The sequence below is a fragment of the Pseudomonas sp. S06B 330 genome, from assembly GCF_002845275.2.
In the GTDB taxonomy this organism is placed as follows: Bacteria; Pseudomonadota; Gammaproteobacteria; order Pseudomonadales; family Pseudomonadaceae; genus Aquipseudomonas.
This window is the reverse complement of record NZ_CP088149.1, coordinates 1,142,714-1,155,317: the sequence shown is the minus strand read 5'-3', so window position 1 is coordinate 1,155,317 and position 12,604 is coordinate 1,142,714. Positions and strand designations below refer to the sequence as shown.

The 12,604-nt window shown below is 58.4% G+C and carries 13 protein-coding genes; 5 read left to right on the top strand and 8 right to left on the bottom strand.

What is annotated here, in order from left to right:
• The 3 genes from CX511_RS05455 to colR all read right to left on the bottom strand — a co-directional run bounded on the left by CX511_RS05455 (position 1) and on the right by colR (position 2,765).
• Positions 1-681: a class I SAM-dependent methyltransferase gene (locus CX511_RS05455; RefSeq protein WP_045189929.1), complete on the bottom strand. Its 681-nt coding sequence runs from the start codon at positions 679-681 to the stop codon at positions 1-3.
• A gap of 112 nt (positions 682-793) precedes the next feature.
• Positions 794-2,092, bottom strand: a complete 1,299-nt coding sequence (locus CX511_RS05450) for a sensor histidine kinase (protein ID WP_045189927.1) — start codon at positions 2,090-2,092, stop codon at positions 794-796.
• On the bottom strand, positions 2,082-2,765 hold the full coding sequence (gene colR, locus CX511_RS05445) for a two-component system response regulator ColR (RefSeq protein ID WP_045189926.1): 684 nt from the start codon (positions 2,763-2,765) through the stop codon (positions 2,082-2,084). The genes CX511_RS05450 and colR overlap by 11 nt, the downstream gene beginning before the upstream one ends.
• 189 nt (positions 2,766-2,954) lie before the next feature.
• On the opposite strand from colR, the gene CX511_RS05440 reads away from it, so the two are divergent.
• The 3 genes from CX511_RS05440 (at position 2,955) to CX511_RS05430 (ending at position 5,091) form a co-directional block, all read left to right on the top strand.
• Positions 2,955-3,698, top strand: a complete 744-nt coding sequence (locus tag CX511_RS05440) for a phosphatase PAP2 family protein (protein WP_045189924.1) — start codon at positions 2,955-2,957, stop codon at positions 3,696-3,698.
• Positions 3,699-3,937: 239 nt separating this feature from the next.
• Entirely contained in the window at positions 3,938-4,231 is a 294-nt protein-coding gene (locus tag CX511_RS05435; RefSeq protein ID WP_220639103.1) for a transposase, read from the top strand.
• Positions 4,228-5,091, top strand: coding sequence for an IS3 family transposase (locus tag CX511_RS05430; RefSeq protein ID WP_220639111.1), 864 nt, complete (start codon positions 4,228-4,230; stop codon positions 5,089-5,091). Before CX511_RS05435 ends, CX511_RS05430 begins: the two co-directional genes overlap by 4 nt.
• A gap of 732 nt (positions 5,092-5,823) precedes the next feature.
• Here the strand turns inward: CX511_RS05430 and groL are convergent.
• The 5 genes from groL to CX511_RS05405 all read right to left on the bottom strand — a co-directional run bounded on the left by groL (position 5,824) and on the right by CX511_RS05405 (position 10,487).
• Positions 5,824-7,476: a chaperonin GroEL gene (gene groL / locus CX511_RS05425; protein ID WP_045183489.1), complete on the bottom strand. Its 1,653-nt coding sequence runs from the start codon at positions 7,474-7,476 to the stop codon at positions 5,824-5,826.
• Positions 7,477-7,523: 47 nt separating this feature from the next.
• A complete protein-coding gene (locus CX511_RS05420) occupies positions 7,524-7,817 on the bottom strand; it encodes a co-chaperone GroES (protein WP_009050540.1) in 294 nt (97 codons plus the stop codon).
• 253 nt (positions 7,818-8,070) lie between these two features.
• Positions 8,071-8,577 (bottom strand): FxsA family protein, encoded by a 507-nt coding sequence (locus CX511_RS05415; protein WP_045183492.1) that lies wholly within the window; start codon positions 8,575-8,577, stop codon positions 8,071-8,073.
• 64 nt (positions 8,578-8,641) lie between these two features.
• Positions 8,642-9,373, bottom strand: coding sequence for a HugZ family pyridoxamine 5'-phosphate oxidase (locus CX511_RS05410; RefSeq protein WP_045183494.1), 732 nt, complete (start codon positions 9,371-9,373; stop codon positions 8,642-8,644).
• A gap of 106 nt (positions 9,374-9,479) precedes the next feature.
• Positions 9,480-10,487 carry a DUF481 domain-containing protein gene (locus CX511_RS05405; RefSeq protein WP_101293241.1) on the bottom strand — a complete coding sequence of 336 codons (1,008 nt, stop codon included), beginning with the start codon at positions 10,485-10,487 and terminating at the stop codon, positions 9,480-9,482.
• Positions 10,488-10,638: 151 nt separating this feature from the next.
• Between CX511_RS05405 and CX511_RS05400 the strand changes: the two genes are divergently transcribed.
• Both CX511_RS05400 and CX511_RS05395 read left to right on the top strand, forming a co-directional pair.
• On the top strand, positions 10,639-10,992 hold the full coding sequence (locus CX511_RS05400; protein ID WP_045183499.1) for an MGMT family protein: 354 nt from the start codon (positions 10,639-10,641) through the stop codon (positions 10,990-10,992).
• Positions 10,993-11,035: 43 nt separating this feature from the next.
• Positions 11,036-12,586, top strand: coding sequence for an AmpG family muropeptide MFS transporter (locus CX511_RS05395; protein ID WP_045183501.1), 1,551 nt, complete (start codon positions 11,036-11,038; stop codon positions 12,584-12,586).
• Positions 12,587-12,604 lie beyond the last annotated feature (18 nt).

The following is a 12,604-nucleotide window of genomic DNA, read 5'->3' as shown; positions in this document are numbered from 1 at the left end:
TTACCCCTTGCGTAATACGTATACTCGCCACATGGCATAGAACGGCAAAAAGTCTAATCGTTCCTGAATGCGGAAACCGGCGTCCTGAAATTCCTGCTCAACCGTGGCAACCGGTAACACGAAACGATTCTGATAGCTGGGTTTGCCGGTCTCGGCGTAACGACGTTTTTCCAGTTTTTGCCGACGCCAGGCTTTGAAGTTGCCATCGACCCACAACGACAAGATCACGCTGTCACGGGTAACGCGTTGAAACTCCGAGAGAATTGTTTTGCGGTGAGCGGCGTCGCCAATATGGTGCATCAGGCGCATGCAGAAGATGCTGTCGACCGCGTTGTCTGGCAGGTCGATTGCGAATGCTGAGGTTTGCAAGGTCCGTACCCGCTCGACGATATGCGCCGGCTGCGATTTGGTAGCGGTTTCCAGCATAGCCTCGGAGTTATCTGCACCAATGATCACACGGTTGGGTTTTTCCGCCAGCATTGGCCAGAAGCGACCGGCGCCACACGGCAGATCGAGGACCAGACCCGGTTCTCCGGCCAAGGCCAGCGCACGGCGGGCCATTTGCTCATCACGTTGGTGCGACAGGCGCCGAGCCAGGCCGTCCTGATGCTTGAGAAAGTACTCCTGAGCATGTTGCTGATCGTACTTTTCGGAAAACTCGAGTTTGATGGGGCTACGCATGCTGCATCTCCTGACTCCAATGCCCCCACCTTAAGTAGATAAGCGTAGGCGTCAGGTTATGCGCATGTGAAAAATTCGTGAGCTGAACAAATAAAAGTTACAGAACATTTCGCTATTGCCCTTCAAGCGAACGCTCCGGCCCCCGGCTCAGGTCCACGTGAAAGCGGCAGCCATGGGGCTCCATCGCCGTCAGACTCACCGTCCAGTTCTGGTCATCACAAATTCGCTGCACCAGCGACAGGCCAAGGCCAAGGCCTTCTCCACGCCGCTCATCACCACGCACGAACGGGCGGAACATGGCTTCACGCTGCTCTTCGGGAATCCCCACGCCACTGTCTTCGACCAGGAACCCTGTAGGCTCCAGGGTCAGGCGGATAAAGCCATAGTCGGTGTAGTGCGCGGCATTGCGTAGCAGGTTTCCCATCACCGCTTGCAGGAAAGTAGCGTTGTAGAGCGTCGGCAGTCCTGCAGAGGCGTCGTACAACAGGGTCAGACCTTTCTGTTCGATGGTGTCGCGCCAGACGCCAATCAGGTCATCCGCCACCTCCTTCAGACTCGCCTGCGAAGCCACCGCCCCTTCATCGCGCTGAGCCCGGGCGAGCATGAGGAAGGTTTTCACCAATTCCTGCATTTCTTCAGTAGCGCGGGCGATGCGTTCAACCTGAGAGCGTGCGCGAGTGTCGATATTGGGGTTGACCAACAGCAACTCGCACGAACTGGCCAACACCATCAACGGCGTGCGCAATTCATGGCTGACATCGCTGGTGAACAGCCGTTCGCGGGTCAGGGCATCACGCAGGCGTCCCAGGGTGTCATCGAAGGCCACTGCCAGCTGCCCGACTTCATCGGCCGCGTAATCAGGTGCCAGAGGAGGCGCCAGGCCCAACAGCTGGTCGCGATGACGGACCTGGCGTGCCAGGCGGATCACTGGCGCCATCACCCGACGGGCCAATACCCAGCCAAGGAACACGGCCAGCGCCAGACTGAGCACAAAGCCCACCACCACGACCGCAAACAGTACACGCTCGCGCTCTTCGAAATCGCTCTGATCCTGGAGCAATACGTAACGCCGTCCATCCACCACTTCAACCATGGCGTGATAGGACAATTGCTCGCGAAACACTTCATGAAAGCCTGCACTCAGGTGACGCAGGTCCTTGGGCAATTCGAAATCGTCGCGCCCGCCACTGTAGTAGAACAGCTGATCGGGGCGTGGGCGGTGACTCCAGTCACTGACGCTGTCCATGCGCAGCAGGCGCTGCAAGTCACCGCCAAGGACCGCCGAGATCAAGCGTTCTTCAACCAGGTGCACCGTGGCAACAATACCGAAGGCGAATGCACCCGCCACCAATGCACTCATCAAGGCGAAAGCGATGATGATCCGCTGGGCAAGGCTTTGCTTAAACTCCATCACGGCCCTCGGCCAAGCGATAACCCACGCCGTGAACGGTATGCAACAACGATTTTTCGAACGGTTTGTCGATCACCTGACGCAATTGGTGAACATGGCTACGCAGGCTGTCGCTGTCTGGACAATCGTCACCCCACAGCGCCTCTTCCAGTACTTCGCGGCGCAGTACGTGAGGGCTTTTCTGCATCAGCACGGCCAGTAACTTCAAGCCAACCGGGTTGAGCTTGAGCAACTTGCCTTCACGGGTCACTTCCAACGTGTCCAGATCATAGATCAGGTCGCTGACCTGCAGCGTACGCCGGCCACCGCCTTGAGCCCGACGCAGCACCGCCTCGATACGCGCGGCCAGTTCCGACAACGCGAATGGTTTGAGCAGGTAGTCATCGGCGCCCGAGCGAAAGCCTTGCAAGCGGTCGTCAAGCTGATCGCGGGCGGTAAGCATGATTACCGGTGTGTCACGCCGGGCATCTTCGCGCAGGCGTTTGCACAGGGTATAGCCATCGATACCCGGGAGCATGATGTCGAGCACGATCAAGTCATAGTGCTCAGTGGCTGCCAGATGCAGACCCGACAGGCCATCCTGGGCGCAATCGACCGTATAGCCTTTAAGGCCTAGGTAATCGGCCAGATTGGCGAGGATATCGCGGTTGTCTTCAACCAATAAAATTCGCATGGGGGTTCTCCCGTCCGGGGCGTTTGCCTGCTTGGCAGGCGCAGCTTACGGCCATCGTTCTCGCTCGGCTAGGTCGGCGCGACTTTATTGCAGACTAACGCTTTTTTCACTCAGGCTTCACGGACAGGTTATAGCGACTATCCGAGAATTGCCGGTTGGAACTGTCCCTTCGACCTGCCTGGACCTACCATGCCGCGACCTGCCCCCTCTCGCCCGCTCAACCTGTGGATTGCCCTTGGCATCCCCGCACTCACGGCGCTCACGCTTGTGATGCTGGAATTGACTGCCATGGACATGGACCTGGCCAAGCTGGCCTTCGACCCGGTGACCGGCCAGTTCATTGGTCGGCATAGCTACTTTCTTGAAGACATCCTGCATGACCGTGCCAAACAGGCGGTGATTGTTCTGGGGCTGGGGGCCATTGCCGCCTTCATCACCAGTTTTTTCTGGCAACGCTTGAAAGGCTGGCGTCGAGAGCTGGGCTACCTGGTCTTGGCCATGGCGTTGTCGACCAGTTTCGTTACCCCAGTCAAAGCAGTGACTGCAGTGCAGTGCCCCTGGAGTCTGAAAGAGTTTGGCGGCAAGGAAACCTACAGCGAGCTGCTTAGCCCACGTCCGGCTACCGACAAGCCAGGTCGTTGCTGGCCGGGTGGTCATGCGGCCACGGGCTTTACCCTGTTTGCCCTGTTCTTCGCCCTGCGTGACCGCCGCCCGCGCCTGGCCCGCGCTACGCTGCTGTTCGCCTTTGGCTTGGGCACCGTGTTTTCGATCGGGCGCATGCTGCAAGGGGCGCACTTCTTTTCGCATAACGTGTGGACGGCGGTGTTCTGCTGGCTGATCAGCCTGGGCTGTTACTACTGGGTGCTGTACCGCAAGCCTGTGCGGATGAACGCTTCGCAACCGATTACCGACCAACGCCAACTACAGCGTTGAGTCCTAAGCACCCCAAAAACATCCTCCCCTCGACGTTACGTGAACCCAAAAAAAAGATTCTTCACGGGTTATCGGGGAAGATGCTCTTGGGCTTGGGCTTGGGCTTGGGCTTGGGCTTGGGGGCTTATCCATTCAATGCGGCGATGCTGCCGGCCCCTTCCGCCCTTACGGCGGCTGGAACTGTCCCCAGGTAGCGGACGCCAAGAAGCGATACTTAAATCGCTCTCTTGGAGGTTGCCATGTACCCAAGCACTCGCCGTAACTATACCGATGAGTTCAAGGCTCAAGCCGTCGCATTAGCTGAAAGCGTTGGCAGAACCGAAGCTGCCCGCCAGCTAGAGATGTCCGTGAAAACGCTGGATAACTGGGTTGATGCCACGCGCAGAGGCCAGCCGTTGAGTTCACCTGAACGCAAGCCCATCACCAAGGAAGACAGTGAACTCGCTCGCCTGCGGGCCGAGATTGCCGAGCTAAAAATGGAGCGTGAAATCCTAAAAAAGGCGGCGGTATTCTTTGCCAAAGAGTCCAGGTGAGATACGCCTTCGTCGCTACTGAACGGACTCAATACCCCGTACGTGTGTTGTGTCGGGTGATGGATGTCTCGGTTTCAGGTTTCTACGATTACACGCACCGTCAGTCTCGCCCTGACCCTGACGCTCAAATTCGCATTGAGTTGCGTAAGGCCTATGCGGCCAGTCGAAACACCTACGGCCGGCCACGGCTAGTGGCAGCCTTGCGCCAGAAATTGCACGCGGTGGGCCACAAACGGGTTAGGCGGTTGATGCAGGAGGAGCAGATACGGGGCAAGTCCAAAGGCAGTTTCAGGCCCTGCACCACGGACAGCCACCATTACTTGCCGGTTGCAAGTAATGTGCTGGCGCGTCAGTTTTCCATCGATAACCTCACGCCAACCTGGGTCAGTGATATCACCTATCTCCCAACCAAGGAAGGTTGGTTGTATCTGGCCATAGTGTTGAGTATCCAAACCCGCCAGATACTGGGTTACAGCTTGTCTGATCGAATGCCTGACGACTTGGTCGAACGCGCGTTTCTGAACGCCTGGAGCGCCTGCTCTGGCGCCAACGGAGCGGTATTTCACTCCGATCAGGGCCGTCAGTACGCGAGCAGTAAGTTTCGCCTGACACTGGCCAAGAAGGACTTCACACAGAGCATGAGCCGAAGGGGAAACTGTTGGGACAACGCGGTGGCCGAGAGCTTTTTCGCTACGCTGAAAAGAGAGGAGGCTTGCGGGATCTACCCCACGAAAAAACAGGCGCAGTTATCAATCGCCAGTTACATCCATGGGTTTTACAACAGCAGCCGACTGCACTCTGCGCTGGGCTACCGTTCTCCGAACGAATATGCCAAAGGCTTGAGGCAGAGGGCTGGATAACCAGCTTCTTGGCGTCCGCTACCTGGGGGCAGACCCAGCAAAACCGCTGGCTCCTGCATACGGCCCTACGCTACGCTTCGGGTCCCCTCGCTCCGGCACCTTCCGGGGCCACGCGGCCTACGACTTGCTTCGCCAAGTCTACGTCTCGCGTCTTCGGCTACGCCGAAGGTGCTGCGCACTGCCCCTACAGGTACCTCCACTCAGCCTCCTGAAGTCGCAGATTGCGGCGCCTGAATTTACGCGTATGAAGATCAAGATCACAATTGGTCAGCAAGTACCTGCAATGGGGTTCGGCTATCCACTGCAAAACGTGCGCTCGAAGATAACGCCAGCCTAGGCGCCGTCCGTAACTTCGCGACTTCAGGAGGCCGAGTGGAGGTGTCTGGAGGGGGTAGGTGCGCAGCACCCTTCGGCGTAGCCGAAGTCGCGAGACGGAGACTTTGCGAAGCAAGTCGTAGGCCGCGATCCCCCGGAAGGCACCGGAGCGAGGGGACCCGAAGCGTAGCGTAGGGCCGTATGAATGGAGCGGGCGGTTTTGGTTCCTTTTGCCAAGACAAAAGGGACCCGCCGTAAAGGCGGAAGGGGCCAGTAGCGTCGCCACATCGACCGGATAAGTTCACGTTCTAAACACCCAGCACCAGCACCAGCACCAAAAACATCTTCCCGAGATTCCGTGAACCAAAAAAAAGCCCCGCACTAAGCGGGGCTTTTTCTCAAGCGGGTAAGGCTGGCTTACATCATGCCGCCCATGCCGCCCATACCACCCATGCCGCCCATGTCTGGCATACCGCCGCCAGCAGAAGCTTCAACAGGTGCATCAGCAACCATGGCTTCGGTAGTGATCATCAGACCACCGATCGAAGCTGCAGCTTGCAGTGCCGAACGCGTTACTTTGGCTGGATCGAGGATACCCATTTCGATCATGTCGCCGTACTCGCCGGTAGCAGCGTTGTAACCGAAGTTACCCGAACCCTGCTTGACCTTGTCGACCACGACGCTTGGCTCGTCGCCAGCGTTGGCAACGATCTGACGCAGAGGCGCTTCAACAGCGCGACGCAGCAGTTGGATACCAACGTTCTGGTCTTCGTTGTCGCCTTTGAGCTCGGAGATAGCCTGCAGCGAGCGCACCAGGGCAACACCACCGCCAGGTACCACGCCTTCTTCAACGGCTGCACGGGTAGCGTGCAGGGCGTCTTCAACGCGGGCTTTCTTCTCTTTCATTTCAACTTCGGTGCCTGCACCGACCTTGATCACGGCAACACCGCCAGCCAGCTTGGCCAGACGCTCTTGCAGTTTTTCACGGTCGTAGTCCGAAGAAGTCTCTTCGATCTGGGCACGGATCTGCTTGACGCGTGCTTCGATGTCGGCTTCCTGACCAGCGCCATCAATGATGGTGGTGTTTTCTTTGGACAAGGTGACACGCTTGGCGTTACCCAGGTGCTCCAGGGTAGCGGACTCCAGGCTCAGGCCGATTTCTTCGGAGATCACGGTACCGCCGGTCAGAACAGCGATGTCCTGCAGCATGGCCTTGCGGCGGTCGCCGAAGCCTGGTGCCTTGACCGCTGCAACCTTGACGATGCCGCGCATGTTGTTGACAACCAGGGTCGCCAGCGCTTCGCCTTCAACGTCTTCAGCGACGATCAGCAGCGGACGGCCGGCCTTGGCAACGGCTTCCAGAACGGGCAGCAGTTCACGGATGTTGGAGATTTTCTTGTCAACCAGCAGCAGCAGCGGGCCATCCAGCTCGGCGACCATGGTGTCTGGCTTGTTGACGAAGTAAGGGGACAGGTAGCCGCGGTCGAACTGCATGCCTTCTACGACCGACAGTTCGTTTTCCAGGCCCGAGCCTTCTTCAACGGTGATCACGCCTTCTTTACCGACTTTTTCCATGGCTTCGGCGATGATGTCACCGATGGAGTTGTCGGAGTTGGCAGAGATGGTACCTACCTGAGCGATGGCCTTGGAGTCGGCGCATGGCTTGGACAGGGACTTCAGCTCTTTGACGATGGCGATGGTGGCCTTGTCGATACCGCGCTTGAGGTCCATCGGGTTCATGCCGGCAGCAACGGCTTTCAGGCCTTCGCTAACGATGGCTTGAGCCAGAACGGTTGCAGTAGTGGTACCGTCACCCGCTTCGTCGTTGGCCTTGGAGGCAACATCTTTGAGCAGCTGGGCGCCCATGTTTTCGAAAGCGTCTTTGAGTTCGATTTCTTTGGCAACCGACACACCGTCTTTGGTGATGGTCGGAGCGCCGAAGCTCTTGGCCAGAACAACGTTACGGCCTTTCGGGCCCAGGGTCGCTTTTACTGCGTCAGCCAGAACGTTGACACCAACGAGCATTTTTTTACGGGCGGAGTCGCCGAATTTTACGTCTTTAGCAGCCATGATCGTTTAATCCTTGAATACTTTGGAGTAACGGGAAACCAGCGGAATCAGCCTTCGATAACAGCGAGAATCTCGTTCTCAGCCATTACCAGCAGGTCTTCGCCGTCAACTTTCACAGTGTTGCTGCCCGAGTAAGGGCCGAAAACCACCTTGTCACCCACTTTCACGGCCAGCGCACGCACTTCACCGTTGTCCAGGATGCGACCGGTACCTACAGCGACGATTTCGCCACGGTTAGGTTTTTCAGCGGCCGAACCTGGCAGAACGATACCGCCAGCGGTTTTCGATTCTTCTTCGCTGCGACGGATAACGACGCGGTCATGCAGAGGACGAAGCTTCATTGTCGATCTCTCCTAATTGTGGTTTTCATCGGCCGGTATCGACACCGGCAGGTTGATGCTTGCGGCGTAGCCGCTCGTAGCCCGCACTGCGAACTACGCATGTAATGTCCGGGGCAAGCCCCCGGAAACCTTGCGGTAACCCCTACATGAGGTCGCCAAGATCAATTACAAGGCTTGCACATGAAATTTTTTAGCGATTGCGCCTATACAGCAGAACGGCCCCGCTGGGGCCGTTCGAACAATCGCTTACAGGTTACAGATCGCGAGGATCCCGCAGGTTAGGCGGATCACGCGGATCACGGTGCTCGTACTCACCCTCGATCACGTTCGGCTGGCGCGGCTGTCCATTAGCGCTGCCGGGACGCGTCATGAACGGATCATCACCAAAGGCACGCTGGCGCATCGCCTGGGCTTCTGCGCGCGCGCGCATCTTGCGCCCAATCAGTCGACGGGTGAACGGCAACAGGAAGATCAGGCCAATCACGTCACTGATAAAACCTGGCAACAGCAGCAGGCCGCCACCCAGGGCCAGCATCAAGCCTTGGAACATGTCTTCAGCTGGCAATTCGCCACGCTGCATACTCTCACGGGCACGCAGCGCGGTAGCCAGACCGGCCACCCGCACGACCAGCACCCCCAGGGCGGAACCCGCGATGATCAGCAGCAACGCCGGAAAGAAGCCGATCGCGGTGCTGACCTTGAAGAACACATACAGCTCCAGCACCGGAAAAATCAAAAACAGCAATAGAAAAGCACGCATCAATGGTTCCTCTGCGCAAGAAGTCCTTGCAGTACACCTTTAATGGTTGCGATCAAACGCCATTTCAACCCTGAACGCTCTCACGAGCCGGCCATTGATCAGCACGGGCCAGAAAAACCAATGCTTCGCGCACTTGTATCGGCGTATTGCAAGGCGCTGCGAACGGCAGCCAGTGCAGCCCCTGGCCAATGCGCAGGTGCATGCCTTCGCTGTCGACGCCGACCATTTGCGCAGCGACGCCCTGCGGCAGGCCCGTGAGCTGGACATAATGGGCAATGGCATTGGCGTGATCGCTGTTCATGTGTTCAACCATGCTCAACTCAGCCTTGCCAGCGAACGGATTGGCCAGGCTCAGGTGATCAACCCAGTGGATCGCACCAAAGCCGCCGATGTAACGGTGGCGCACCGGCTTGAGCACCCAGAAGTCGAAATCGTGGGCTTTGTGGTAGTTGCTCGATTCAGGGAAATAGCGGTAATAGCGCTCGGCAGCAGCTTCAACCACCGCAGGCTCATCGAGCTTTTGCGCATTGGCCAGAACGGTCAGACGACCAACGGCCTGCACGTCTTCAGCGTCACGCTCGCCCACCAACAGCGAACATTTGGAATCTTTTTGCAGGTTATGGGTGTGCTGGGCGATCCGGCTGATCAGAATCAGCGGATTGCCGTCGGCATCCAGGCAGTACGGCACCACTGAACCAAAGGGAAACCCCGGCATCGACTTGGAATGGGTCGACAGGACTCCCCGGTATTCCTTGAGCAGCAGCTCCCGGGCCTGTTGTGCGACTTTTGCGCTCACGGTGTGACTCCCGACTCGACATCATTCTGAAGGTTGACCGGACACCAGGTCCGACCAGGAAATTAACCGTCAAAATAATCATTATCGTCGGCGGTTGCCAGCAGACTTACCACGTCACGCCAAAGCCTGCGGTGTAACGGGTCTTGTCCAGATCGCTATCGCGGGTACCGCTGATGACATCTTTCTCTGCCTTGAGATTGAGCGAAGCCCACTCGGTGACCTTGTAGCGCAGACCAACTTCGGCATCCAGCGCATAGTTAGCCACACCATCCAGCGGTTTGCCGACTTCACCATTGGTGAAGAACTCGACGCGCTTGCCGATCAGGTAGCGGTTGTAGTCCCATTTCATGGCCAGGGAATAGAAGTTGTCCTTGCCGCCATCGGCATATTCATAGTCGGTGCGGTTGACCAGCGACCCCAGGGAGAACGCGCCCAGTTCGTCATCCCAGAACTGATAACCCGGACCGGTACCGACGGTGCGCTGGCGGGCCAGGTCTTCGATATGGTCACGCTTGTATTCAAGACGTCCTTGCCAGAACCACTTCTCGGTCAGGAAGCGGTCAAGCGCGTACTCGGCGCTCCAGTTATTGGTGGTGGTCTCGTCGTCCTTGCTCTCGCGGTTGTACTCGCCTTCGGCCTGATGACGCCAGCGACCATGGCGGGCCGTGGTCTTGAAGTCGAGGTCATAGTCGTCGCTGTCAGATTCGGCACGCTGGTAGTCCATCGCCAGGTCCACGTTACCTTTGACCACCAGATCTTCGACCACCGGCTTTGGTTTCATGATCTGCTGGATACTGGCCAGTTCGACGGTCTTCGGCGTCTCACCGTTGGCCAGGGTCACCTTGCCGTCATCGGCGGCGTGCAATGACTTGGCTTTCTCACCGCTGTAAGCATCTTGTTTGACCAGCAGTTCCTGGTCGCTTTCCAGGGTCTTGACCTGCTTCCAGTCCAGGGCGATGGAGCCACCGTACTCCGTCTTGATCAGCAGCTTGCCGCCATCGAACACGCTAATCTTGCCACTGAGCCGGTCACCGTTTTTCATCCAGACGGTGTCGGCAAGCGCCGACGAACTGGCGGCAATGATCGCAAGGCTGAACAAGACTCTAGAAGACATAAGCAGTTACGGACTCTGATTTGCAAAAAAGTCGGGCATTATCCTGATACCCGCCCGTAGAGCAAGGACTGACCCACCCCATGCCAATGAGTTCAATACCTGATTGCCCGACGAACGTGCCGGATTCGCCTGCACCCCCTGCGAGGCGGCGATGAACGCGCGCCCTGGCGATCCGACAGAAAATGCCGAAGCCCGACGAATGGCGCTCTATCTGGTGCTGGGTCAAGTGCCGGCGGGCAAGGTCGTCAGCTATGGTCAACTGGCTGACCTGGCAGGCCTGGGCCGCGCAGCGCGCTGGGTCGGGCGTACCTTAAGTCAGCTGCCTGCGGACACTCAGTTGCCCTGGCACCGGGTCCTGGGGGCAGGTGGTCGGCTGAGTCTGGCCTTGGGCACCCCCTCAGGCGACGAGCAGCGCGCACGACTACGAGCAGAAGGCATCACTCTGCACAATAATCGTGTGGATATGTTGCGCCATGGCTGGCGCCCGATGGAGCACAGCGGTTAGAGTGCGCGCTTTGTTTTCGTAAACTTGAGGCAGATGTTGGCCCATGCCCCGTAAAACCTGGCGCGCTGCGCTCGCTGCCTATGCCAGCCCGTCTACCCTGGTGCTGTTACTGCTCGGCTTTGCCGCCGGCTTGCCCTACATGCTGGTGTTTTCGACCCTGTCGGTATGGCTGCGCGAGGCCGGGGTGGCCCGCGAGACCATTGGTTATGCCAGTCTGATCGGCCTGGCCTATGCCTTTAAATGGGTCTGGTCGCCACTACTCGACCAATGGCGCCTGCCACTGCTTGGCAAACTCGGCCGACGTCGCTCCTGGCTGGTGCTGTCACAGGTACTGGTAGTGATTGGGCTGGTGGGCATGGGCTTCTGTGATCCACAAAAGCACCTGTCCTGGCTGATTGCCCTAGCAGTACTGGTCGCCTTCGCCTCAGCCACCCAAGACATCGCTGTCGACGCCTACCGCCTGGAAATCGCCGACGATCAACGCCAGGCCGCCCTCGCTGCCAGCTACATGGCCGGCTATCGGGTTGCTGCGCTGCTGGCCACCGCGGGCGCCCTGTTCTTCGCCGAAGGCTTTGGCTCTACCGGTTTCAGCTATCTGCACAAAGCCTGGACCGGCACCTATGTGCTGTTCGGTGTGCTGATGCTGCCAGCGGTCATCACGACGTTGCTGATGCGCGAACCCCCAGTGCCGCTGCGCACCCAACTATCGGCTGCCCGTTATGGCCTGGTCCATCAACTGGCCTCGGTGTTTGTGCTGATCATTCTGCTGGTGTCAGTACCGGCCACCTTCACCCAGTTGTTCAATACCGATTTCGCCAGCGTACTGTTCGAAGACGCAAGCCTTTTGGACCTGCTGCTCGAAGACCGCGCCTTCCTGCGAGCGATCCTCTACATCACCCTGACTGCATTGTGCCTGTCGTCCATGGGCCGTCGCGGCCTGGCGCCGGTGCTGACACCGGTCAACGACTTCATCCTGCGCTACCGCTGGCAAGCCCTGCTACTGCTTGGGCTCATCGCCACCTACCGGATGTCCGATACGGTGATGGGGGTGATGGCCAACGTGTTCTATATCGACCAAGGCTTCACCAAGGACCAGATCGCCAGTGTCAGCAAGATCTTCGGCCTGATCATGACCCTGGTCGGCGCCGGTATGGGCGGCTTGCTGATCGTACGCTTCGGTATCTTGCCGATTCTGTTCATCGGCGGCGTGGCTTCAGCTGCGACCAACATCCTGTTCCTGATGCTCGCCGACATGGGCCCGAACCTGCAGATGCTGGTGGTGACCATTTCCCTGGACAACTTCAGTTCGGGCCTGGCTACATCGGCATTCGTCGCCTACCTGTCGAGCCTGACCAACCTGAAGTTCTCGGCAACCCAATATGCGCTGCTCAGCTCGATCATGCTGCTGTTGCCGCGTCTGATCGGTGGCTATTCAGGGGTGATGGTGGAAAAGTTCGGTTACCACGACTTCTTCCTGATCACAGCCTTGCTCGGTGTGCCGACGCTGATCCTGATCGCCCTACAGTGGCGTCAGGAGCAAGGCCGCGGCAAGCAGCTGCCCAGCGACAACTCCGTCGCCGAACAGCGCCCCTGACGGCCTCTGAGGCGCTTG

Bases quoted from the DNA above. Each gene is read 5' to 3' on its own strand.
- colR (WP_045189926.1), bottom strand. From the start codon at position 2,765: ATGCGAATTTTATTGGTTGAAGACAACCGCGATATCCTCGCCAATCTG.
- CX511_RS05400 (WP_045183499.1), top strand. From the start codon at position 10,639: ATGAACGCGCGCCCTGGCGATCCGACAGAAAATGCCGAAGCCCGACGA.
- CX511_RS05440 (WP_045189924.1), top strand. From the start codon at position 2,955: ATGCCGCGACCTGCCCCCTCTCGCCCGCTCAACCTGTGGATTGCCCTT.
- CX511_RS05395 (WP_045183501.1), top strand. From the start codon at position 11,036: ATGCCCCGTAAAACCTGGCGCGCTGCGCTCGCTGCCTATGCCAGCCCG.
- groL (WP_045183489.1), bottom strand. From the start codon at position 7,476: ATGGCTGCTAAAGACGTAAAATTCGGCGACTCCGCCCGTAAAAAAATG.
- CX511_RS05405 (WP_101293241.1), bottom strand. From the start codon at position 10,487: ATGTCTTCTAGAGTCTTGTTCAGCCTTGCGATCATTGCCGCCAGTTCG.
- CX511_RS05435 (WP_220639103.1), top strand. From the start codon at position 3,938: ATGTACCCAAGCACTCGCCGTAACTATACCGATGAGTTCAAGGCTCAA.
- CX511_RS05450 (WP_045189927.1), bottom strand. From the start codon at position 2,092: ATGGAGTTTAAGCAAAGCCTTGCCCAGCGGATCATCATCGCTTTCGCC.
- CX511_RS05415 (WP_045183492.1), bottom strand. From the start codon at position 8,577: ATGCGTGCTTTTCTATTGCTGTTTTTGATTTTTCCGGTGCTGGAGCTG.
- CX511_RS05455 (WP_045189929.1), bottom strand. From the start codon at position 681: ATGCGTAGCCCCATCAAACTCGAGTTTTCCGAAAAGTACGATCAGCAA.
- CX511_RS05420 (WP_009050540.1), bottom strand. From the start codon at position 7,817: ATGAAGCTTCGTCCTCTGCATGACCGCGTCGTTATCCGTCGCAGCGAA.